This window comes from Alteromonas sp. ABV4_150, assembly GCF_056311745.1.
The window spans coordinates 1,150,985-1,174,802 of sequence record NZ_CM149971.1; the positions used below are offsets into that span (position 1 = coordinate 1,150,985).

Here is a 23,818-nt window from a genome sequence, read left to right on the forward strand (position 1 = left end):
GACGCGCACGTTACGATTAGCCTGTCCGAACAAAAGGAGACGACAATGAAAAAGTTATTAATTGTTAGTGTAACAGTAGCAGCAATTGGCTTAGGTGGCCTCGCATTGGCGCAGCCTGCCGGGTCTGGAATGCGTCACCACGAACCGGTAAAAGAAATTGTTAAACATCTTCGAGGCATCAGCTTAAGTGACATTCAGCGCGAAGAGATAAAAACACTCGTAAGCGCATTTAAAAACGCTAACCCTCGACCTGAATTTGGTGATATTCAAAAACCTAACTTAGATTTTGCTACCGCCACTGATGCCCAGATCAGCGCTTTTATCCAAACCCAGATTGAAGAACGCGAAGCAAAGCATTTTGCTTTAGCTCAACTGCGCCATAACATCTACAAGGTGCTGAATGAAGAACAGCAAGCAATTCTGTTAGCTCGAGACGCTAAAAGAGAACTAGATAGGCAGAAACATCATGATGTTTTCGGAAAACAAGAAGCACGCTTTGCCAAACAAATGGATGGTGAGGGTCAAGGTCCTAAACCCAAGCCTAGGGAGTTTTTGTTCGAAGGCATTAAATTAACCGACGCACAAATAGCAAGCCTTGCTGAGCTTCGCGAGTCGTTCAAAGAGACATCGAAAACAAATAGAGAGACGCTACGCAATTTTAAAGACGCCCAGCGAGATTTAATTCGAAGCCAGTCTTTCTCTGAAGACGCTTGGGACGCGCTTATCGCTCAATACAAAGATAGCCTTGTTAATGCCGGCGTGGAAAAAGCTAGACAGCATCAGGCCATGTTTCAAGTACTAACATCTGAGCAGCAAGCGCAATTAGAGGCACTGCGTAAAGAAGAACGTAAGCTACACGAGTTATTTAAGCCTTAATGCGTAGCGCTTCTCACCCTTCTTATCCACCGTAAAGTGTGCTGGCTTTGGCCGGCCTTTTTAATGGCTAAATGAGAGACTTTTCTTTAGAAGTTGGGTTTAACTGGCTTGTATTCGGGAGATAGGAATAGCGGTGATGTGATCACTAAATCTGCTGTAGCCGGTGTGCAGGCTACTGGCACATTCCATACTGAACACAACCGCAATAGCGCTTTTACATCGGGGTCGTGGGGCGCTGGATTCAATGGGTCCCAAAAGAAGAATAGTGCGTCTAGCTTGTTTTCTGCGATCAACGCGCCTATTTGCTGGTCTCCACCAAGCGGGCCACTTTTATAGCGTGTGACGTCTAATCCTGTTTCGCTGGCAATTAAGCCGCCCGTAGTTCCTGTCCCTACCAAATTACACTGCTTAAGCACGTCTATATGCTGTTTAACCCATGCTAGCAATTCGGGCTTCTTATGATCGTGCGCAACCAGCGCTAAAGTAAGTTTGCTCATTTTATTTTCCGAGTTCAATCCCAATAACCTATTTTCACAGTCTTCTGCTTAGGCCTATAGCAACCTATCACTTATCACTGTCTGATTTCATGCGCTATTTGCGCTTTACAATTTGGGCCCGTTTTCCTTTGCAAAAACAGACTACACTCATAGCTTATTAAGCAGCAATGCTGCCATAAATAAGTACCACTGCTACTTATTAAGTGCCAAATATAAATATTCAGTTCTATTGGGCTTGTTGTCAACTTACTGTCATAACTATAAATATATTATTAAGTATCTTTTTACAGACGAAACAGCATAAATATAAGATAAAATATTTATACATTTTTATTGCATAAACATTCAGATTAGATACACTAGTCCACGGTTAAAGCATCCAACCCGTAAATTCGGGTTGTAACTTTATAGGAATTGATGATGACACAACCAACTCGCGTTGTTGGTTCAACCACTAGCAACGATAAAGAGTTTATCTCTCCCCTGGCTGGCTACACCATGCATAGCGCACGACGATGCGTGTGCACATCTATGCTTATTCAGTAGCACACTTTTTACCTTTGTAATGTGGTCGCGGTTAGGCAAGGATATTCGCCCAACCAGTTTACAAAGGTAAAAAGTGATTTTTTTCTCCTTTTATTGAATTTTTAAATTATGTATAGCGTTTCAATTATTGGTGCCAGTGGTTACACAGGTGCACAACTTGTTCAGTTGGTTATTCAACATCCAAAACTTGAGTTAGCGGGTACTTATGTATCTGAGAAAAGTAGCGATGCGGATAAAAATATCGCACAGCTTCACGGCAACTTGGCCCATGTCAACGCTACGCTCACGCCTATCTCAGATGCAGCCCTAACAGAGATGGCTAACGATGTTGATTTTATTTTTCTAGCAACGCCTCATGAAGCAAGCCACGACTGGATGCCTGTTCTATCTTCAGGTAAAGCAAAGGTACTTGATTTATCAGGCGCTTTTAGGTTGAAAGACACCCAAGTTTTCGAACAGTTTTATGGCTTCCCTCATACGCAAAAGCAAAGCCTAGCTCAAGCCGTTTACGGTCTTGCCGAGTGGCACGAAGCACAGATTGCCAGCGCAGATGTAGTTGCTGTTCCGGGTTGCTACCCCACTGCGAGTCTTAGTGCACTTAAACCACTTGCTGAAAATAACTTGCTTGATGCAAATGTACGCCCTGTAATTAATGCCGTTTCCGGCGTATCGGGTGCAGGTAGAAAAGCCAGTTTAACCACCAGCTTTTTTGAGGTCAGCCTTCAGGCATACGGCGTGTTAGGTCATCGCCATACGCCTGAAATTGAAGCGTATTTAGGCACGCCTGTTATCTTCACGCCGCACCTTGGAAACTTTAAAAGAGGTATCTTGGCAACGGTCACCGTGAAGGTTAAAGCTGGTACCACCAGCGAGCAGCTTGAACAAGCGTACACTGACGCCTATGCTGATAAACCTATTGTGCGTTTGCGTACCAGTTTCCCAAAAATTGACGACGTTGCTCATACCCCTTTTGTTGATCTTCACTGGAAGCTAGATGAAGCATCTGGGTATGCAGTGGTAACCGCTGCAATTGACAACGTAATGAAAGGCGCAGCCTCTCAGGCTATTCAGTGCCTTAATATAATGACGAAACAACCAGTAGAAACAGGGTTAGTACTATGAGTGTTTCACCTATCGTAATTAAAGTTGGTGGTGCATTGCTTGATGATGCGGCGGCAATGACTCGCTTATTTCTAAGCGTAAAAGACGTTCAAGCCATACGCCCCGTAGTAGTCGTGCACGGTGGCGGCCCGTTGGTTGAGACCCTAATGGCAAGCCTAGGTCTTCAAAGTACGAAAATTGATGGCCTTCGCGTTACGCCCGATGAGCACATGCCTTATATCTGTGGCGCACTTGCAGGCTCTGCGAACAAACAGCTTTGTGCAGCGGCACTTGCCACGGGTATTACGCCAGTTGGTTTATCTCTGCTCGATGGAAATATGGTGGTATGCGAACCACTAGCTGATCAATATGGTGCGGTAGGTGTACCTTCAACAGCTGATGCTTCTTTCCTAAAAAGCGTACTAGCACAGTCTACACTTCCCGTAATTAGCTCTATTGGTTCAAGCCCACAAGGTAGATTACTGAATGTAAATGCTGATCAAGCAGCCACGGTTATTGCTGAACTTCTTAACGCGGAACTTTTATTACTTTCTAATGTTGAAGGTGTACTAGACGGCGACAAAGCGCTAATTAGCGAACTTAACGCTGCAAGTATTTCAAAGTACGCAGATGAAGGCGTGATCACAGACGGAATGAAAGTAAAAGTAGATGCGGCACTTGCGTCTGCAGAAAGCCTAGACCGCGCGGTTTACATCGCAAGCTGGGCAGCTGATATCAACGATATTTTAAATAAGAAAACGGGCACACAAATTCTGCCCGCAGCGCTGGCAAACTCAGAGTCGACAAACGCTGATTTACACCACACCGACGTAACAAAAGGCAATGCCGGAGAAGTACAATGAAACAGGACCTACTTACTTTTGCAGACTGGACACCCGAAGCAATGAAAAACTTGCTGCAATTGGCTGTAGAAATTAAACAAGCACCGGCAAGTTACAGCAATGTGCTAGCGGGAAAATCAATCGTTGCCCTGTTTGAAAAACCGTCTTTGCGAACCCGCGTAAGCTTTGATATTGGAATTAATAAGCTTGGCGGTCATATGGTGTACTTAGATGCACAGTCGGGCAAATTAGCAGGTCGAGAAGATGCTGTAGATACCGCAGCTAACCTAGCCTGCTGGGCTGACGCGATTGTCGCTCGCGTGTTTTCTCACGAAACCCTAGAGACCTTTGCTAAGGCAGCAAAAGTGCCAGTAGTTAACGCATTGTGCGATAAATACCACCCATGTCAGGGCCTTGCCGATTACCTCACTATGTTTGAACGCTTTGGCAAGACCGAAGGTCTTACCATGGCATACGTAGGCGATGGCAATAATGTGACCCATTCACTATTAATTGTAGGTGCGCTTTTAGGTTGCAACCAAGTGGTAGTAACACCAGAAGGTCACGAAGCGGCTCCTGAGATAGTGGCGCAGGCCAAAGCAATTGCCGAGAAAACGGGCGTATCGATTGTTGAAAGCACCGACCTTAGTGCCGCTAACGGCGCAGACGTTATCTATGCAGATACATGGCTTTCGATGGGTGACGATACGCCGCTTGAGGTGATCAAAGAGAAGTTCATGCCTTATCAGGTAAATGAAGCGCTGATGGAAGCAACGGGGGCTAGCTACGTAATGCACTGCCAGCCTGCCCATCGCGACTTAGAAATTACAGGCTCGTTAATTGATAGCGATAAGTCGCTATTAATGCAGCAAGCCGAAAATAGAATGCATGGCCAAAACGCCATTCTTACTCAATTACTTAACGCCTAAGCAGGCGCCTAAAAAGACGCTTAAAAGGATTAAATAGATGCAAAACGTAAAAAAAATCGTGCTGGCCTATTCAGGCGGGCTTGATACATCAGCCATCATTCCATGGCTTAAAGAAAACTATGGCTGTGAAGTTGTAGCATTTGCAGCAGATGTGGGCCAAGGTGATGAAGAGCTAGAAGGCCTTCACGAGAAAGCTATCGCGTCTGGCGCAAGCGAATGCCACATTGTTGATTTGAAAGAAGAGTTCGTAAGTGAATATATCTTCCCAACTATTACTACCGGTGCGGTTTACGAAGGGGAATATTTACTTGGTACGTCAATGGCGCGCCCGGTAATCGCAAAAGCGCAAGTTGAGATAGCCCGTAAAGTAGGTGCCGACGCCCTATGTCACGGCTGTACCGGTAAAGGTAACGACCAGGTGCGTTTTGAAAGCACCTTTGCCGCCCTTGCTCCAGACCTTACCGTTATCGCGCCGTGGCGTGAGTGGGATATGGTAAGCCGCGAAGACTTACTTGCGTACCTAGCCGAGCGCAATATTGCGACTACAGCGTCAGCAACAAAGATTTACAGCCGTGATGCCAACGCATGGCACATTTCTCACGAAGGCGGCGAGCTGGAAGATCCATGGCAAGAGCCTACCAAGCAAGTGTGGACCATGACGGTTGACCCAGAAGATGCACCAGACACGCCTGAGCGCGTTACCCTGTCTTTTGACGAAGGTAAGCTGACTCATGTTGATGGTGAAGCACTATCGCCTTATCAAGCGCTAGTTAAACTTAATACTGTTGCTGCGGCACACGGTGTTGGGCGTATCGACATTGTTGAAAACCGCCTTGTAGGCATGAAGTCACGTGGTTGTTATGAAACGCCAGGAGGCACTGTATTACTTAAAGCGTATAAAGCGCTAGAAACTATGGTGCTAGATAAAGCGGCGCTTAAATACCGCGAGCAAATTGGCCTTGAGTTCTCACATGTTATGTACGATGGCCGTTGGTTTACTGCCCTTAACGATGCACTGCTTGCTGGCGCAGCGTCTTTTGCTAAGAAAGTGACAGGCGAGATAGTAGTTAAACTTTATAAAGGGCAAGCTACTGTTACCCAGCGTAAATCGCCCAACAGCCTTTACTCTGAAGACTTTGCTACCTTTGGTGCAGACGATGTTTACGACCAGAAACACGCTGAGGGCTTTATCCGCCTATTCAGCCTTTCAAGTCGTATTGAAGCACTAAAAAATCAAGGTTAATGGTATACCGCGCGTAGCGTTTAGCAGCTACGCGCAGGTAGCAAAGGCAACAAACAGTATTTAAGGAGCATCGCATGGCGTTGTGGGGTGGCCGGTTTGAATCCGGTGCAAGTAGTATGTTTAAACAGGTTAACGACTCGCTGCCGTTTGACCAAGTTATGGCAAGCCAAGATATTCAAGGCTCTATCAGCTGGTCTCGTGCGCTTCAAAAGGCTGGCGTATTGACCGTTGACGAACAAGCCCAGCTTGAAGCAGCACTTAGCGAGTTGAAAGCGAAAGCCGATGCTGGAGAATTAGACTTTAACGCATCGAGCGAAGAAGACATTCACAGCTTTGTAGAAGCTGCGCTTATTGAAAAGCTTGGCGACATTGGTCGTAAGCTTCATACCGGGCGTAGCCGAAACGATCAGGTAGCCACCGACTTTCGCTTGTGGGTACGTGAACATATTGCCTCACTTCGCGCTGATGTTTTAGGTGTGATCAAATCGCTTCTTAATGCCGCAAGTCGTCATCAAGAAGCGATCATCCCAGGTTATACCCACTTACAGCGTGCACAGCCTATTCACTTTGCACACTGGTGCTTGGCTTACGTTGAAATGCTAAAGCGTGACTTAAGCCGTTTAGACGACTTGAAAGTCCGTATGAACCAGTGCCCGTTAGGCTCTGGTGCATTAGCAGGCACTACTTTCCCTGTAGACCGTCATGCCATTGCTGAAGAGCTGGGCTTTGACTCTCCATGCCTTAACAGCCTAGACGCTGTGTCGGATAGAGACTTTGTGCTAGAGCTTTTATTTGTAGCCAGCACCAGCATGATGCATTTGTCTCGTCTTGCCGAAGACATGATTTTCTATAACTCTGGCGAAGCCGGTTTCTTACAGTTAGGCGATAGCGTAACCTCTGGTTCATCGCTTATGCCGCAGAAGAAAAACCCAGATGCACTAGAGTTAATGCGCGGCAAATGCGGCCGTGTGTTTGGCTCACTGCAGGCCCTGCTAGTTACCATGAAGGGCCTTCCACTTGCATACAACAAAGATATGCAAGAAGACAAAGAAGGCGCTATCGATACGGTAAACCAGTGGCACATTTGCTTGTGCATTGCTAGTGAAGTGCTCGACTCATTGCAGCTTAATGAAGAGCGCTGTCGTACTGCGGCAACTCAAGGCTTTTCTAACGCAACCGAGCTTGCCGATTACTTGGTAGGTAAAGGTGTACCGTTTAGAACAGGCCATGATATTGCAGGGCGCGTTGTGCTTCAGGCCATCGACAAAGGCTGTGCTATTGAAGATTTACCGCTAAGCGACATGCAGGCGATTTGCGATAAAATCGAAGACGATGTTTATCCAGTACTTCAATTGGAATACGGCGTAAACCAGCGCAATATCCTTGGCGGAACCAGTAAAGAAACAGTCACTAAAGCACTGTATCAAGAGCTGGAAGATTTGGATAAGCAAGGGTAGCGGTAAGGAACTACTTAGATGGTATTAGCGCAGCAAGATGGTATAAAACTGTTTCGCAGTTCACTGCCATATATTAATGCTCATCAGGGAAAGACCTTTGTACTGATGTTCGGTGGCGAAGCCATCGAACATCCTAATTTTCCCAACATTATTCAAGATATCGCTCTATTGAACAGCCTTGGCGTACGTGTGGTTGTGGTGCACGGTGCCAGACCACAAATAGACCAGCGAGTTGCGTTACGCAGTATAGAAGGCCGCTTCGAAAACGGTGTACGCATTACAGATAAACAAACCCTTGAGTGCGTTAAAGATGCCGCCGGCTCGGTGCGTTCTCAAGTGGAAGCTCTGCTTACTATGGGGCTTCCCAACTCACCTATGCACGGCTCTCAAATACGCGTGTGTTCGGGCAACCTGGTCGTTGCCAAGCCGATGGGCGTACGAGGCGGTGTTGATTTCGAAAACACGGGATTAGTGCGTCGTATTGATACGACCGGCATTAACGATCATTTAAACGACGGCTCAATTGTGCTGCTATCTCCTATGGGCTATTCATCAACAGGAGAAGTGTTTAACTTATCTCACGAAGATGTAGCCACACAGGCGGCTATAGCCCTTAAAGCTGACAAACTTATCGTATTTTCAAACTATGATGGCGTATACAACCGTGACGGACGTTTACTTCGTACAATTGAACGCCCTCAGCTAGAACAGTTGATGATGGCGGGCGACATTACCACCGAAGATACGGTGTTAAGCGCTCTTACCACCAGCGTAGCTGCAGGTGTTCCCCGTGCCCACTGCATCAGCTTTGAAAAGGACGGCGCATTGCTTCAAGAGCTGTTCACCCGTGACGGTACGGGTTCGCTTGTAATGGAACATCATTACGAACAACTGCGTGCAGCCACCATCGAAGATGTAGGCGGTATCTTAAAGCTGATAAAACCGTTAGAAGAAAGCGGCGTGTTAGTGAAGCGCTCTCGTGAGCGTTTAGAAAACGAAATAAACCAGTTTATCGTGATAGTGCGTGACGGCATGATCATCGCCTGCGCAGCTTTGTATTTATACCCCGAAGACGGTTGTGCCGAGCTAGCTTGTGTGGCAACCCACCAAGATTATCGCGGTAAAAACCGTGGCGAACGGATTTTAGATGAAGTGCGCTCCCGTGCTAAAGAAGCGGGTATTAACAGTATTTTTGTACTGACCACAGTTACCGCACACTGGTTTTTGGAGCAAGGGTTTGAACCTGCAGACATTAGTGCGCTACCTGCCGTAAAGAAAGAGCTATATAACTTCCAGCGCAATTCTAAAGTATTTACCTTGGCGGTGTAGGAAATCTCTCGTTTTAGCGCGAATGCTATGGCTTACCATCCCAGCTAAGCAATAGCATTTGCGCGTCACTTATCACTCAGCACTAACTATTAACAAAATAAATAGTCAAGATATTGCATTTTATTGGTGCAGAAGGTTTACTGGTTAGACCAGATGTGTTTTCGAGATCTCCAATGTCGAGCAAAATAAAGCAATACGGCACAATAAAGAATACGAGTGTTAAAGATATCACTGTTACTTGCGTTGATAGCACGCCACTTGCTGCCTCTCTTTTCACCCCCGAGCAGCCTGCTAAAGCAGCCATTATGATTGGTCCTGCTACGGGTATCAAACGTCAGTTTTACCGCGCATTTGCTACTTATTTGTGTGAGCAAGGGTTTGGCGTTATCACGTTCGATAACCGAGGCATTGGCGAGTCGGTAAAGGGCTGCGTTAAACAAAGTGATGCATCACTAGTAACCTGGGGGGAACAAGATATGCCGGCGGTGCTAGAGACACTAAAGGTTCATTTCCCTAACGTACCCTATTTTCTTGTTGGCCATAGCGCAGGTGGCCAATTACTGGGTTTGATGCACAACGTACACGACCTCACTGCTTTTTGTAACTTTGGCAGTTCATCAGGTAGCTTACGAAACATGCGTAAAAGCTATCTGCTAAAAGCGCATTTCTTTATGAATTTCTATATCCCCGTGAGTAATTTACTGTTCGGCCATACGAAATCTCAGTGGGTAGGCATGGGAGAGCCACTGCCTAAAAAAGTGGCGCGCCAATGGCAAAAATGGTGTAACGGTAAAGGATACGTAAAAACAGGGTTCGGCAGTGATGTAAACCAGCACCACTACGACACCATTCAGATACCTTCTAAGTGGTTACTCGCCAATGACGATGACATTGCTAATATTCACAACGTCCACGATATGATTAGCGTTTTCCCCAATATGGAAGCTGAGGTGGAGGAACTCGACCCGCAGGCCAACAACGTAAAAGAAATAGGCCACATGAAGTTTTTCTCACGGAAATGTCAGCATCTATGGCCTAAAGTCACCGATTACTTTAATCAATACGTGTGAAAACGCCTTCGAACGAGCGCTTACATCAAAGCGCTCGAACTCGATACGGGTGCTCTGGTTACGCGCTAAGCAAGTGTGTATATTCTCCCTTCATTTGAAGGAATATGACCTTGTTGATGTTCGCTAAAGTCATCTTGTAGCGCGCTTAACCCTTCACGCTCTTTAACGTTTAACCAACCGGCACTCCACGCAATGGCTTTTGAGACAAACCCGCTACTTAACTTCTGGTACTCACCAGCACCAATCTCAGACATACGCTGCTGTATATGAGCAGGCGCAAAGAAGAACTCCTCATCGCTTGCGGGCTTAACGTCCTGCCAGTGAGTAAGCCCAACGTTAATGTACCTGCTTAGAAGCACACCAAGCCTTTGTTTTATTGAGTCTTTAACCTTGGCATTGCCGGACATGTCGACCACAACGGTGCTTTTTAGTTGCAACATGTCCAGCTGTTCATAGCTAATAACGGTGCTGTAAACATTTAACGCTTCAAGTGATGCAATGCGCTTTTCAGAGGTGACGCCTATCGCGCTAATACCCGCTTCATTTAACGCAAAGGCAAGCCCTAAACTGGTTTTGCTTGAAGCACTTAATACTAATAACTGCTCTCTTTGTGCCCCAGGTATAGCATCGACTACTTCTGATAAACAGTAAGACGTTGCGTATAGCGGCCACAGCAACATCTGAAAATTTTCTTGCTCATGCTGCTTAGTGTTTATTTTAGCGTTAGCATCGCTCTTTTGGGCAGGCAGTGGGCGATATACGTTATAACCTTGCGGCAACTTCAAGCGATGTGGGCTACAGTCGATAAGGTTACTGCTATTAACTGTAGTGTTACTCATAACCAAATATTCAGCGGGTGGGAAGTACCCCAGAAAACGACTTCCTGCTTCTACCGCATCGTTATTAGAGCTAATTACTTGCCCCACGCCCCATACTGGAATAACGCCCCAGTTTTCGTTGCTACTGGTATTAAAAGGTGGAAAAAACTGCCAATAACCTAGCTTGTCACCCACCATATAATAGGTCAGGTTATTGGCAGTAAACGCGAACCTTTCAATTTTGATCACTAGGCTTTTAGCCTTTCCAGTTCCCTCTATCTGCGCGTTATCATGACTAGCTTCTGTTTGCATTATTCGATAACGGTTTGGGTTCGTTTTGTCTATTTGAAACTGTTTCATCGTTATTTATAACCTCTTAAAGTTGCCCACTCGCTTTTAAGCCGTGTATGTAGGTCATCAGCTTTTGCATTGCCGGTCCCGCTGCTTCTTTCAAACGCCCTAACACCTGCATTTTTTGCATATCGTCTTTTGCCACGCCGTGTATTACTTTTGAAAAGCCATCCAGCCGACAATGGTAGATCCAATCTTTAAGCGCTGTGTCTTCACCCCAAATTTGCATGTTTCGCAACATGGCAGCAGTCATGGGTAACCAGTCGACGTCACGATTAGGCAATGGGACCACTTGTGTCAGCATCTGCTTTTGTTGTTCATCGCTGTAGGCCGCCTCTACGTGGGCAATAAGCGCTGCACTAAACACGGGTTGATAGGCGCGCACTGTTTGAGGGGTGATGGTGTCGCCATCGAACACCGCTTTCATCTCTAGGTTAGTCAGTGCAGAAGCTGAGCAGTCAATGACCAACGCGTTATCTGGCATTTTCCATGTTGTGCTTTCAAAACACAGTTCTTCGCGGCTGATATGCTTAACCCGACCTTCTCTAACGATAGACGGGAGCGTTTGTAAGGCTTTTAGCTCTAGTTCGCTTACCGTTGCACCGTGAAACATACTGGGTCTTACGTTTTTATCTAAACGCAACAGAACACCGCGCTCCTCTAATTTGTCGAACATATCTTCAATGGAGGTTGACGCAGCAATGGCTTCCATTTGATTTGCTTGTGCCCCAATAGAGTCGAAGAAGAAGTCATCCAAGGGCTGCGTATTTTTACGGTTGAGTAACCAAGCATCTCGCGATACCACCCAGTGGATATTATGCGGTGCCACATGGTTTTCAAGCAGCCATAGGCAGGTATCAATACCCGTTTTACCCCCACCAACAACCACGTAGTTTTCAAAGCCTTCAATATTTTGAACCACGGTATTAACTGGCGTATATGCAACATCGTCGTCGCGGGTAAAGCTAGGTGTATGAGTAAGCGGAATATTAGTGTTGAGATAAGTGGCATCAACAATTTTCTTGTTAACCGTAACGTTATAGTGCTTGCCATTTAACGTAGAAATAAATTGTTTATTGCCCTTGTATTCGCAAAGCGGGTAATACTGCACACGGTTTGAAGGTAAAAAGGTTTCGTTCATTACCGCATCGAAATATGCGCTAACTTCTTGGCCTGAAGCTAACCCCATTAGGCCTTCATTCATTCCACACTTGTCGATTACGCCCCGATTTAGCTCTTTTGAGCATACGCCATAGAACGCTGAAGGCTGGTGAAGGGTAACGAAGGGGTAGGCATAATTCCAATGCCCGCCGGGCTTCGCATTTTTATCTACAATCAAAATGTTAGCGTTTGTTTCTTGAAGCAGTACATCAGCGAATGCCATCCCTACCGCGCCAGCACCAACAATTAAATAATCGCAGGTTAATTGCTCAGTTTTCATATATAGTGTCCTTATGAATAACCTGCGGGCAGGCAGGTTAAGTGTTAAACCAAGAGATATAACAGCGTTATTAATTCACTCTACATAACGGTGTTATATTGCGCAACATGTAAATGATGTGTAAATGAAAAAAGATACGCGACAAAAGATCTTAGATGCGGCTTCTGCACTGTTTCTGAAGGGCGGTACAAATGCGCTGAGCGTGCGTGCCATTGCTGAAGGCGCAGGTATGTCTACTATTGGTATTTATAGCCATTTCAAAGGTAAGCAGGGTATTTTAGATGCACTTTACATAGAAGGCTTTGAACTAGTAGAGCGTGAAATGTTGGCAGCCGATGGCAATACAGCGGCAGAAAAAGTGATTAATGGCTGTGAGCGTATTTTAACGTTTTCAGAAACCCATGCGGCCCATTATCGGTTAATTTTCGCTTCTAATTTGAAAGATTATACGCCATCAGATGAGGCGATAGAGGCAGGTGAAAAAGCCTTTATCACGCTAACTAAGCTGACCGCGGCGTTAATCAAAAAAGACCTGTCTGTTGAAGAAAAGCAAGATGTTGCTATGCAGGTGTGGGCGCTTAATCACGGGTACATTACCTTAAACCAGCACGAAATTAGCAACCGGATTACTTGGAACAATTGGAAAGAACGTGCGCTTCAAGCCATCCGTTTGCACGTTTACGCCCTAGTCGCTACCCAGTAACGAAGCGGGGTCAGAGTACTTTTTCCAAAATTAACTCTGACCCCATTTACTCTATCTGTTAGATACTGCCTGTCTTACACGGGCGCCATAATCACTATCTGCCAAGTCGTATTGCACGAACATCGCTTCTTGCACGTCTTGCGTTGCTTTGCTTAGACCATCAGCGATATTGTTTACTAGCTGCTGCTTTTGGTCTTCACTCATAATGCGGTACAGATCACCTGCCTGAGAGTAGTTATCTTCATCACGGTTATCGTAAATATCTAACCATGCATCTTGCTCTAGTGGCATCGGTGGTTCTTGCACCTCTGGCATTTCAGCAGGCTCACCAATACGAGCTCGGTTGTTTGGATAGAAGTTGGCTCCACTTCCCGCTAGTGCTGGGTTGATCCCTGCAAAAGCGCCATCTCGCTGATAATTGTGTACAGGACAACGTGGTGCGTTTACCGGTATTTGATTGTAGTTGGCTCCAATGCGGTATCTGTGAGCATCTTGATATCCAATTAGTCGCGCTTGAAGCATTCTGTCTGGCGACGCACCAATACCCGGTACCAAATTGCTCGGCGCGAACGCTGCTTGCTCAGTTTCTGCAAAGTAGTTATCAACATTGCGGTTTAACTCCAACTGTCCAACTTCAATTAATGGGAAGTCGCTGTGTGGCCATACCTTGGTAAGATCAAACGGATTGATATGATAATTACGTGCTTCCTCTTCAGTCATAACCTGCACGTTCACGGTCCACGATGGAAAATCGCCTTTATCAATGCTTTCAACCAGATCTTGCTGAGCGCCATAGGCAGGCATCTTTTCCGCTTCTTCGTTAGTGAGCGTTTTAATACCTTGGTTAGTTTTAAAGTGCCATTTCACCCAAAAACGTTCGCCGGCATTATTCCAGAAACTCAATGTATGTGAGCTATAGCCATTCACGTGACGATAGGAAAGCGGAATACCACGGTCAGACATCAAAATCGTTGATTGGTGTAATGACTGTGGGTTATTCGCCCAAAACTCATAGACCGCCTGCGGATCTGGCAAGTTAGTACGTGGGTTCTTTTTCTGGCTGTGTATAAAGTCAGGGAACTTAATGCCATCTCGCAAAAAGAATACTGGGGTATTATTGCCTACCATATCCCAATTACCCTGTTCGGTGTAAAACTTCACTGAAAAACCACGCGGGTCACGGGCGTAATCACTTGAATCTTGACCGCCACCGACAGTAGAAAAGCGTAAGAACACATCAGTTTTTTGCCCTTCTTTTTGCAAGAAGTCGGCAATAGTATAATCAGACAGACTTTTAGTTAGCGTAAACGTACCATACGCTGCGCTACCTCTGGCGTGAACTACGCGCTCTGGAATTCGCTCGCGGTTAAAGTGTGCAAGCTTCTCGAACAAATAGTGGTTGTCGAAAGTAACGGGGCCGCGAGGACCCGCGGTTCGACTTTGATTGTCATTGGCAACGGGCGCACCATTGCTAGACGTTAGCGTGGTAGGGTTTATAGCTGTACCTGAAAATGGACACTTACTCATTGCGAATTCCTTCTAGTTCTTTTCTCGCCCTCTTTTCAGCTTTACTAATTGTCTCGCCAAAACTGGGCATAACATAAGTAACCAACAACGTTTTTGTTAATCACCTTTTTCGTTTAAAAAGATAATCGCCGATTCACCCAAACAATTAAAGTAAACAAAATAGATAATGCTAATCGTGATTTTTAATCACGGTAAAACACTCGTTATCAGATAGAAGTTTTTACACATCCGTTTTTGCTATTGGAGCTTCGTATGACGAAGGTAAGCACCGGCGAGCTTTGTATGACTGGGAATAGCTGAAGCTATTTGTCGCTATTGTTTGGCATCTTAAAAGCTGGTGAAGTTTACAGATTCTATGGATTATTCAGCCCACGTGTAGACTATCTAAGTTCGACAGAAGCTATAAAGAGATAGAACAGAGCGAATTACTTTTTTGCAATAAAGGTCTAGACGTGTGCTTTTTTCGTAAATAAGAGCTTAAATATTCGCAAACGAATAAGGGCTTGCACCATGACAAAGCCACTCATATTCATCACCGGTTTTATAATGTTGTGCATCATTGCCTTTGCGTCTTGGAATACCTTTGAAACGCTTTGGCGTATTAACAATAAAAACAACGAGTTAACTTTTATGGGCAGTTCAGGTTGGCAATGGCATAACAAATCAAAAGGGCTTCAAATTAAGCGAGTTGATGGCTATTTGCCGGCGCTGAGAAAAGTGTCTGAGAGTAAAGAATATGCATCACTCATTACCATTACCGAAAAGGGAGGGTACCGGGGTTTTGTATTTTTTGACCAAGATTGTGAAGAAGGCGCTATTGTCTCTGAGCATGTAACTTACAGTGCGGCAGAAGCACCAAAACTTGAAGTGTTACATTGCCTGCATGGAAAGCTGGTATATATGAAAAACTGGACAACAGCACCTACAGAAAGGTGGCGTGGTCGTGTGGGCGACTTTGAATTTGATGAAGCCCTAAACGAATGGGATTTCACTCCACTTCAACAAGCCTATTTAAAGAGTGTTGCCGAACTCATCTGAAAGTTGGGGTCAGAGTACTTTTTTAAGCTTTCGGGCCAGAGTAAGTTCTGACCCCGTTTTATGTTGATGCCCTTCGTTAGCCATTCTGATGCTAAAAAGGCGATTAACCAAAGTAATGTACACTGACCCCATTATTTAGGTGTTGGCGAGTGCGTCGTCGATATCTTTGGCACTGTGGCGATTTTCTAATTGGCCATCGTCGCCCCAGGTTTTGTTGACGATACGACCTCGTTTAACCCCTTCTCGCTGCTCTAGTTGTTTAGCCCAGCGGATTAAGTTGGTGTACTCGTGCACTTGAAGGAACGTTGCTGCATCATACAGATTTCCGAGCACTAAATTGCCGTACCACGGCCATATAGCCATATCAGCGATACTGTATTCGCTACCTGCCATGTACTCGTTGTTTGCTAGGTGCTTGTCTAGCACGTCTAGTTGACGCTTAGTTTCCATAGTAAAGCGATTGATAGGATATTCCATTGGGTAAGGTGCATAGCTATAGAAGTGTCCGAAACCGCCACCTAAGTAAGGCGCCGAACCTACCTGCCAAAATAGCCAGTTGAAACACTCTGCTTTAGCATGGGCGTCTTGCGGTATGAACTTACCGAACTTTTCTGCCAGGTAAACCAAAATTGAACCGGATTCAAAAAGCTTGGTTTCTGGTGACGTTGTAGTATCGACCATTGCCGGAATTTTACTGTTGGGGTTTACGTCAACAAACCCTGAAGAAAACTGCTCGCCCTCACCAATATTTATAAGCCAAGCGTCGTACTCTGCTTCACTTACACCTGCTGCCAACAGCTCTTCTAGCATGATAGTCACTTTCTGACCGTTAGGCGTGGCTAACGAGTAAAGCTGCAAACCATGTTCGCCACTCGGACGATCCTTTTCGTGGGTAGCGCCAGACACAGGACGATTAATACTTGCCCACTTGTTACCATCATCTTCAGCTTGGGTCCAAACTTCTGGCGGTGTGTAGTTATCTTCTGTCGACATAGCAAACCCTTATAGTTTCTTTATTTATTAAGTTACTGCAATACATAGCTATTAAGAACAGCATTTAAAGACTTATAGCTCAACACTGTCGACTAATAAACGGGGATATACGGTTACTGACATAAAAAAAGCCGCACTTTGCAGAGATACAAAGCACGGCTTTAATAATAAAAGGCGAGCAGTCCATTGCCCGCAAACTGGTACTAATCGATACCCACCGATAAGATTTAACAGCAGAAACGGTGGCTATATCGATAGCATGTAAACGTATAATTTCGAGTTACTTAACCTTGTAGTAGGCGTCAATTAGGTCGGATTCATCCAAGTAAACAAACATTTCACTTTGTTCATCAACAGGGCTTTTCGAAGCAGGTTCGATAGCTTTTTCCGTAGCCTTTACATCATGTGATACAGCATCAACGTTAGTTGCATCACAAGCAGAAAGTGTTGCAAGCGCTGCCATAACTAACGACGTAGAGAATGAGCGCTTCATAACTTGCGCACAGAAGGGATTAGTCTTGCTCTTTAACTTTGTCATCAATAACACCTCTTGATCCTTGTTGTAACTAGTAGGAAGAGTATCAATCATTGTGCCAACTAAAATTAATCTTTATTTATCAGAAACTTAAGAGACGCGAAACGGTAAAGGCAGTATAATGAATGAAGGAAATGTTGCGCATAGGCAACACTATTTTACATTTGTTAACGATTACTCGCGAGATGCATAAAAAGCGAACAAATTACGTTTATTTATTTCTGTTAATGCTAGAGAAGTAATGAAGAAAACCTAATCTACAGGCACAAAAAAAGCAGGCTTAGCCTGCTTTTTTTGTTGCCATTACATTTTACTAAATGCTAACGCGCTTATAAGGACGATACTCTGCTTTCCAGAAGTTTCGCTCAATGCTGGCGCGCAGTGCGTCGTCAGACATTTCCAAGGCTAGTCCCTGCTCCATCGCTACTCTGCCCACTTCAAAAGCAATTTCACGGCTAATTTCTGCAATTGCTGCAAGTGGTGGCAACAACGAACCTTGACCTGTGTTGACTAATGGCGACGCTGCCGCAAGAGCGTTACTTGCTGCCATTAGCATCTCATCACTAATGAGCTTCGCTTTTGAGGCGACAACACCAAGTCCGATACCAGGGAAAATATACGAGTTATTACACTGAGCAATAGGGATGACATTGCCATTGTACTCAACAGGCTTGAACGGACTACCTGTTGCAATAATTACCTCACCTTCGGTCCATTCAATCACTTGCTCCGGACGCGCCTCAACCTGACGAGAAGGGTTACTCAACGGGAAGATGATTGGCAGCTCACAGCCTTGTTTCATGGCACGAATAACTTGTTCAGTGAATAAGCCTGGCTGACCTGAAACACCAATAAGTACGTCTGGCTTCGCGCAGTGCATCACATCTAGCAAAGAAGCGTAGTCACCGCTGAATGTCCAATCTGCCAAGTCAGCATTCTTCTGCTGTAGTTTTTGTTGGAAGTCGCGTAGACCTTCCATGCCTTCGGTTACCAAACCAAAACGGTCAATCATGAACACTTGCTTGCGTGCTTGTTCGTCAGTCAGGCCTTCAAATACCATTTGTTGAATGAGCATTTCAGCAATACCACAGCCTGCTGAACCCGCGCCCACGAACACCACCTTCATGTCGCGTAGCTTTTGCTGCTTGGTTTTACATGCCGCCAAAATAGTACCAAGGGTAACGGCAGCAGTGCCTTGTATATCGTCGTTAAAACAACACACGTCGTTGCGATAGCGGTTTAATAACGGCATAGCGTTTGGCTGCGCAAAATCTTCAAACTGAATCATTACATCAGGCCAGCGTCGCTTCACAGCGTTAATGAACATATCAACAAATTCGTCGTATTCTTCCTGTCCAATACGCGGATGGCGCGCCCCCATATACATTGGGTCGTTTAGCAGCTTTTCGTTGTTAGTACCTACATCTAACATTACGGGCAATGTGTATGCTGGGCTAATTCCACCACACGCTGTGTAAAGCGATAGTTTACCGATAGGAATGCCCATACCACCTATACCTTGGTCACCCAAGCCTAGAATGCGCTCTCCGTCGGTCACAACAATAACTTTCACTTTTCGTTTAGTCGCATTGCGAACGATATCATCTAGTTGATGGCGCTCTTCATAAGACACAAACAAGCCGCGAGAACTGCGATAGATATCAGAGAACTGTTCACACGCATCACCCACTGTTGGCGTGTAGATAATTGGCATCATCTCATCTATGTGCTTTTGAATAAGGCGGTAAAACAAGGTTTCATTGTTGTCTTGTATAGCGCGCAGGTAGATATGCTTATTTAGCGCTTCATCAAAGCTGCTGTACTGCATGTAAGCACGTTCAACTTGCTCTTCAATAGTTTCGTACCGTGGAGGCACAAGACCGGTTAGGTTGAACGCAGCTCTTTCGCGTGCAGTGAAGGCACTGCCTTTATTCAGTAGGGGTGTTTCCAGCAATGAAGGGCCGGCATGAGGAATATAAAGATATCGCTGTGAATCTTCTGACATTGGTTTTCCGATAATGAGTTCAGGGCAAATACATCGCCTTCGCCTAAAGCAGCACGCACACAGCGTGCTTTTTTATAATTAGAATATTTCTTCTGGCTCTGGCGCAGTTGTCTTGTCCTGCGTGGCTGGATCTAACACTTCGTCATCGCGAACGTAAGTAGTTGGCTCAGTACCTTGCAGGAAATATTCGAATAGTGTCGTATGGTCTGTTCGTCTGGTCAACTTTCCACTGGTACGATCAATGCGAACACGCACTATATTTTCTGGTACGGGCATAGGCGTATGCGGTTTACTTTCAAGGGCGTGCTGCATAAATCGGATCCACGCCGGCTGTGCCGCTTTAGCCCCGTCCTCAATACCAATCAAAGCGTTGCCAATCCAGTTAAACTTTTCAGGATCCTTATTAATAAGGTTTTGGTTGCGCGTTGCGCGGCCTAGCTGACGACCCATGTTGTCGAACCCAACCCAGGTCGTTGCCACTAAATCTTTATGAAAGCCACTAAACCAAGTATCGCGAGAGTCATTAGTAGTACCTGTTTTACCTGCAATATCAGTACGCTGAAGAATATTGCGAGCACGCCAGCCTGTGCCTAGCCAATAGGTCTTTTTGCTCCAATTTCCATTTGCTCTAACCGCTGTACGCATCATCTCTGAAACTAAAAAGGCATTTTGTGCAGTAATGACCTGCGGCGCGATTACCTTTTCTGTGGCTTCATTATCACCGTCACTGTCGCCAAGCAAAATATCTTGATTCAATTCAGCGGCGAGTAAGGCTTCAATATCCGCTTCTTCATCTTCAGGTAGCATTTCTTGCTCGCTTTGGCTTTCACAACGATTACATGCCCAAACAGGGTTTGCTTTCCAAAGTTCATCACCGTTTTCATCAAGCACTTTGCTAATAAAATGAGGGTTCACTAAGTAGCCGCCATTCGCAATGACCGACATACCTCTTACTACTTCAAGTGGCGTATGTGAACTCGAACCAAGAGAGACAGTTTCGTCTAATGGAATGTCGTCTTTATTAAAACCAAACCGGGTTAAATAGTCTGCCGTTTCTCTTAGACCAACACCGCGAAGTAAACGAACCGATACCACGTTTTTCGATTTACCAAGGGCTTTACGCATTCTGATTGGACCGTCGTATTCAGCCGGCGAATTTTGCGGGCGCCAGGCGACACCTGTAGCGGCGTTCCATTGGTTAATAGGTGCATCATTGATAATAGACGCAAGGGTGTAACCATTGTCTATCGCCGCTGAATAAACGAAAGGTTTAATGTTTGAACCCACTTGGCGCTTAGCCTGGGTAGCCCTATTAAATTGGCTTTGGTAGAAGCTATAACCGCCAACCACGGCTTCAACCGCGCCGTTTTTCGGGTTAAGTGCAATGAAGGCTCCGCTTACCTCGGGGATTTGCGAAATACGCCACTGCCCTTCTTGTTGTCTGATATAAATTACCGCACCTTCTTGAGTAACGTCTGACGCGGTTTTTGGGTCACTGCCCTGTCTAAAGTCTGTAATGTAGCGACGAGCCCAATCAAGACCGTCCCACTCTACCGTAATGGTTCTTCCATCAACGGCAAGCACATCGATTGACTGTTCATTTACTTTTGTTACCACAGAAGGTAACAAAGGCTTGATATGAGGGATTTCTTCAAGCACTCGTATAAGTGATTCATCATCCCATTCGTCACGAGATGTTCTGTTGCTTACATCAAAACTTAACGAGAGCTGGGGAATTACGTCATCTTTACCTTCTTGCTTAGGAATATTCCATAAGTACCCGAGTGCACCTTTATATCCATGACGTTCATCGTAATCGTGAAGATTTCTCACTACCGCTCGCTGTGCGGCGAGTTGAAGGTCCGAAGTTGCTGTAGCGTAAACCTGATAACCGCCCGTTTCCGCTTCTTCTTTTCCATAAATTTCTACCATTTCATTGTAAATGGTATCCGCCAAGTATGGTGCATCGACCTCAATCTCAGCGCCGTGTTTTCTAGCCGTAACTGGCGCATTTGCTGCTTCATCGAACTGCGCTTTTGTAATGTATTGCTCATCTAACATTCGAAGAAGTACAACCCGTCTGCGTTCGACTGAGCGTTGTGGCCCGCTAATAGGATTGAGTAGTGAGGGCGCTTTAGGCAGGCCCGCGATGGTCGCAATTTGCGCCAAAGAAAGCTCGCCCAGCGGTTTGCCGTAATACACTTGAGCAGCAGCACCAAAACCAAACGCCCTGTGCCCCAGCTCAATTTTGTTGAGGTACAACTCCAATATTTCTTGTTTAGAAAGCTCCTGCTCCATATGAAGTGCAATAAAGATTTCTTTTATCTTTCGAATGTAAGTCTTTTCACGAGTAAGGAAGAACCCTCTAGCTAGCTGCATGGTTAAGGTACTCGCTCCCTGACGCTTTTCACCAGTAAGCACTAAACTTACAGCAGCACGTGCAATACCAATAGGATCAATGCCGCGATGTTCATAGAAACGACTATCTTCAGTAGCAAGTATGGCGTCAATTAATTCTTGTGGAACTTCCTCAAGTTTTACCGGGATCCGCCGTTTAACTCCATATTGTGAAATAAGTTTTCCGTCTTTGGTGTAAATCTGCATAGGAGTTTGCAGTCGTACATCCTTAAGTACAGTAACACTTGGTAGGTCAGGTTTGATATAAAAGTAAATACCTACCAGCGCTGCAAAACCAAGAAGGCCTGATAGAAAGCTAAATAAAATAAGTGGTTTAATGTACTTCACTGTAACGGATACCAAGACATTTTGTTGAAATGACGTATATTCTATACGTATGTGTTAACTGTAGAACCATACGCACAATACTAATAGAGTAATATTGTACTTTAGAGCAACTACCTTTGAAACTGGACACTTGCACATGAAATCGCTGTTCAAAAAAAAGCTGCCGCCCATTGTGGGCTTAGATATAGGCACGCGTCAAATAAAAGCGGTATGGCTAGAACAATCAAAAGACGGGTTCGTCCTTCAAGGGTATGCCTGCGAGCCGATAACTAAAATCGCGTTTTCAGAGCGAGATATAAAAGATTATGAGTCGGTAAGCGTTGCACTAAAAAAAATTCGCAAATCGTTGAAGACAAAATTAAAGCTGGCGAATGTTGCGGTGGCAGGCACCTCTGTCATCAGTAAAATTGTTTACATGGACCCCGAACAAAACGATTACGATCTTGAAAATCAAATCGAGATAGAGGCAGACAGTCTCATTCCCTACCCTCTTGAAGAAGTCTATTTAGACTTTGAAGAAATGGGGCCAAGCGCGACGCACACTGGCAAAGTCAATGTTCTGTTAACTGCCGCTCATAAAGACCTCGTCGACAGTCGATTGTTGCTAGCAAGAGAAGCTAACTTCGAGCCTAAGATTGTTGACATGGAAAATTACGCCATTGGTAATGCACTAGATTTTTTCCACACTCCACAGGCTGAGGATGAACCGATTTGCTGCATAAATTTGGGCGCTTCGCTGCTTCAAATATGTGTAGTTAAAAACGGTAATGTAATTTATACAAAAGAGCACGCATTCGGTCTTAACCAATTAATCAATGATATTAGCGCCATTCATATGGTTGAGCGCGAGGTAGCAGAGCGCCAGTTACTTGACGATACACTTTCAGGTAACTGGGTGGAAGATACACTGCCCATATTTGCTGCTAACCTTCAGCAGAATATTAACCGCGCACTACAGATGTATATGAGTACCTTGCATGCTGAGAGACCAAAGAAAATTCTGTTAAGCGGCGGTGCGGCGACCATTGAGCCCTTGGTAGATATACTGAAACAAGACTTAGGCCTTGAAGTTGATTGCTTCAACCCATTTAGCAAGATGACGATTAATCCAAAACTTGATACTACGCGACTTAGCAAAATTGCACCTCAGCTTGCAATTGCTGCGGGTCTGGCGAGCCGGAGCTTTACGCCATGGCACATGTAAATTTACTGCCTTGGCGAGAAAAACAGCGCCAACATCAAAAACAACAGTATTTAGCGGGTCTGGTTGCGGTTGCCGCTATTGTGGGTTTAATTTTTTGGTTTATTGGTCAAGCTATCGACCAGCAAATTAATAATCAAAACTCACGAAACCAATACCTCGAGCGGGAAATAGCCCTACTGGATGCGCAGATTGGTGAGATTAAAAAGGTAAAAGAGAGAAAAAGTGCGGTTGAGCAACGCATGGCACTCATCGAACAGCTACAGGCAAACCGCAACGTGGCCCCTATTGTTTTTGATGAGCTTGCAAAACTAGTACCCCAAGGTGTGGCATTTGAATCGATGACCCGAACCAACAACAGCATCAAAATTGAAGGAATTAGCGACTCAAACAATCGCTTATCAGATTTCATGCGCGCATTAGACACTTCAAAAGTATTCGTGGGTGCAGAGCTTTCTACTATTAAGTCTGACAGTAGCGCGGCCAGAGCAGTTAGCAACTTTACGCTTACGTTTTCGATAAACCCAAACGTTGCTCCTTTAGAAATTGTCAGTAGTGAGGCGCAGTAGCA

The 23,818-nt window shown here is 45.3% G+C and carries 21 protein-coding genes; 13 read left to right on the top strand and 8 right to left on the bottom strand.

What is annotated here, in order from left to right:
- Positions 1-45: 45 nt before the first annotated feature.
- Positions 46-876, top strand: a complete 831-nt coding sequence (locus ACYX4M_RS05025) for a Spy/CpxP family protein refolding chaperone (RefSeq protein ID WP_476082139.1) — start codon at positions 46-48, stop codon at positions 874-876.
- 86 nt (positions 877-962) lie between these two features.
- Here the strand turns inward: ACYX4M_RS05025 and ACYX4M_RS05030 are convergent, their stop codons facing one another.
- On the bottom strand, positions 963-1,373 hold the full coding sequence (locus ACYX4M_RS05030; protein WP_461853264.1) for a methylglyoxal synthase: 411 nt from the start codon (positions 1,371-1,373) through the stop codon (positions 963-965).
- A 420-nt stretch (positions 1,374-1,793) separates the two neighbouring features.
- Here ACYX4M_RS05030 and ACYX4M_RS05035 point away from each other — a divergent pair, with 420 nt between their 5' ends.
- The 8 genes from ACYX4M_RS05035 to ACYX4M_RS05070 all read left to right on the top strand — a co-directional run bounded on the left by ACYX4M_RS05035 (position 1,794) and on the right by ACYX4M_RS05070 (position 9,890).
- Positions 1,794-1,919 carry a hypothetical protein gene (locus ACYX4M_RS05035; RefSeq protein ID WP_259462663.1) on the top strand — a complete coding sequence of 42 codons (126 nt, stop codon included), beginning with the start codon at positions 1,794-1,796 and terminating at the stop codon, positions 1,917-1,919.
- Positions 1,920-2,027: 108 nt separating this feature from the next.
- On the top strand, positions 2,028-3,041 hold the full coding sequence (argC, locus tag ACYX4M_RS05040; protein ID WP_476082140.1) for an N-acetyl-gamma-glutamyl-phosphate reductase: 1,014 nt from the start codon (positions 2,028-2,030) through the stop codon (positions 3,039-3,041).
- On the top strand, positions 3,038-3,883 hold the full coding sequence (argB, locus tag ACYX4M_RS05045; protein ID WP_476082141.1) for an acetylglutamate kinase: 846 nt from the start codon (positions 3,038-3,040) through the stop codon (positions 3,881-3,883). The genes argC and argB overlap by 4 nt, the downstream gene beginning before the upstream one ends.
- Positions 3,880-4,791, top strand: a complete 912-nt coding sequence (locus ACYX4M_RS05050) for an ornithine carbamoyltransferase (RefSeq protein ID WP_476082142.1) — start codon at positions 3,880-3,882, stop codon at positions 4,789-4,791. Before argB ends, ACYX4M_RS05050 begins: the two co-directional genes overlap by 4 nt.
- Before the next feature lie 37 nt (positions 4,792-4,828).
- On the top strand, positions 4,829-6,034 hold the full coding sequence (locus ACYX4M_RS05055) for an argininosuccinate synthase (protein ID WP_334050339.1): 1,206 nt from the start codon (positions 4,829-4,831) through the stop codon (positions 6,032-6,034).
- A 74-nt stretch (positions 6,035-6,108) separates the two neighbouring features.
- The gene (gene argH, locus ACYX4M_RS05060) at positions 6,109-7,491 is read left to right on the top strand and encodes an argininosuccinate lyase (protein WP_476055136.1); all 1,383 of its coding nucleotides are present in this window, start codon (positions 6,109-6,111) and stop codon (positions 7,489-7,491) included.
- An 18-nt stretch (positions 7,492-7,509) separates the two neighbouring features.
- Positions 7,510-8,820, top strand: coding sequence for an amino-acid N-acetyltransferase (argA, locus tag ACYX4M_RS05065; protein WP_476055137.1), 1,311 nt, complete (start codon positions 7,510-7,512; stop codon positions 8,818-8,820).
- Positions 8,821-8,993: 173 nt separating this feature from the next.
- A complete protein-coding gene (locus tag ACYX4M_RS05070; protein ID WP_476055138.1) occupies positions 8,994-9,890 on the top strand; it encodes an alpha/beta hydrolase family protein in 897 nt (298 codons plus the stop codon).
- A gap of 65 nt (positions 9,891-9,955) precedes the next feature.
- Here ACYX4M_RS05070 and ACYX4M_RS05075 read toward each other — a convergent pair whose 3' ends face one another.
- Together ACYX4M_RS05075 and ACYX4M_RS05080 are read right to left on the bottom strand one after the other, a co-directional pair.
- Positions 9,956-11,068 (bottom strand): DUF2855 family protein, encoded by a 1,113-nt coding sequence (locus ACYX4M_RS05075; protein WP_476082143.1) that lies wholly within the window; start codon positions 11,066-11,068, stop codon positions 9,956-9,958.
- Positions 11,069-11,084: 16 nt separating this feature from the next.
- Positions 11,085-12,500 carry an NAD(P)-binding protein gene (locus tag ACYX4M_RS05080; RefSeq protein WP_476082144.1) on the bottom strand — a complete coding sequence of 472 codons (1,416 nt, stop codon included), beginning with the start codon at positions 12,498-12,500 and terminating at the stop codon, positions 11,085-11,087.
- A 124-nt stretch (positions 12,501-12,624) separates the two neighbouring features.
- Between ACYX4M_RS05080 and ACYX4M_RS05085 the strand changes: the two genes are divergently transcribed.
- On the top strand, positions 12,625-13,203 hold the full coding sequence (locus ACYX4M_RS05085; RefSeq protein ID WP_476055142.1) for a TetR/AcrR family transcriptional regulator: 579 nt from the start codon (positions 12,625-12,627) through the stop codon (positions 13,201-13,203).
- 51 nt (positions 13,204-13,254) lie between these two features.
- On the opposite strand, the gene ACYX4M_RS05090 is transcribed toward ACYX4M_RS05085, so the two are convergent.
- A complete protein-coding gene (locus ACYX4M_RS05090; protein ID WP_476082145.1) occupies positions 13,255-14,730 on the bottom strand; it encodes a catalase in 1,476 nt (491 codons plus the stop codon).
- A 510-nt stretch (positions 14,731-15,240) separates the two neighbouring features.
- Here ACYX4M_RS05090 and ACYX4M_RS05095 point away from each other — a divergent pair.
- A complete protein-coding gene (locus ACYX4M_RS05095) occupies positions 15,241-15,768 on the top strand; it encodes a hypothetical protein (RefSeq protein WP_476082146.1) in 528 nt (175 codons plus the stop codon).
- Between the two features lie 135 nt (positions 15,769-15,903).
- Here the strand turns inward: ACYX4M_RS05095 and yghU are convergent, their stop codons facing one another.
- The 4 genes from yghU to ACYX4M_RS05115 all read right to left on the bottom strand — a co-directional run bounded on the left by yghU (position 15,904) and on the right by ACYX4M_RS05115 (position 22,046).
- The gene (gene yghU, locus ACYX4M_RS05100) at positions 15,904-16,761 is read right to left on the bottom strand and encodes a glutathione-dependent disulfide-bond oxidoreductase (protein WP_476082147.1); all 858 of its coding nucleotides are present in this window, start codon (positions 16,759-16,761) and stop codon (positions 15,904-15,906) included.
- A 280-nt stretch (positions 16,762-17,041) separates the two neighbouring features.
- Positions 17,042-17,299, bottom strand: a complete 258-nt coding sequence (locus tag ACYX4M_RS05105) for a hypothetical protein (protein ID WP_476082148.1) — start codon at positions 17,297-17,299, stop codon at positions 17,042-17,044.
- A 310-nt stretch (positions 17,300-17,609) separates the two neighbouring features.
- The gene (locus ACYX4M_RS05110) at positions 17,610-19,301 is read right to left on the bottom strand and encodes an NAD-dependent malic enzyme (RefSeq protein WP_476082149.1); all 1,692 of its coding nucleotides are present in this window, start codon (positions 19,299-19,301) and stop codon (positions 17,610-17,612) included.
- Between the two features lie 78 nt (positions 19,302-19,379).
- Entirely contained in the window at positions 19,380-22,046 is a 2,667-nt protein-coding gene (locus tag ACYX4M_RS05115; RefSeq protein WP_476082150.1) for a penicillin-binding protein 1A, read from the bottom strand.
- A 136-nt stretch (positions 22,047-22,182) separates the two neighbouring features.
- Between ACYX4M_RS05115 and pilM the strand changes: the two genes are divergently transcribed.
- A complete protein-coding gene (pilM, locus tag ACYX4M_RS05120) occupies positions 22,183-23,250 on the top strand; it encodes a type IV pilus assembly protein PilM (RefSeq protein ID WP_334060232.1) in 1,068 nt (355 codons plus the stop codon).
- A complete protein-coding gene (locus tag ACYX4M_RS05125; RefSeq protein ID WP_476082151.1) occupies positions 23,238-23,816 on the top strand; it encodes a PilN domain-containing protein in 579 nt (192 codons plus the stop codon). The genes pilM and ACYX4M_RS05125 overlap by 13 nt, the downstream gene beginning before the upstream one ends.
- The last annotated feature ends 2 nt before the right edge of the window (positions 23,817-23,818 follow it).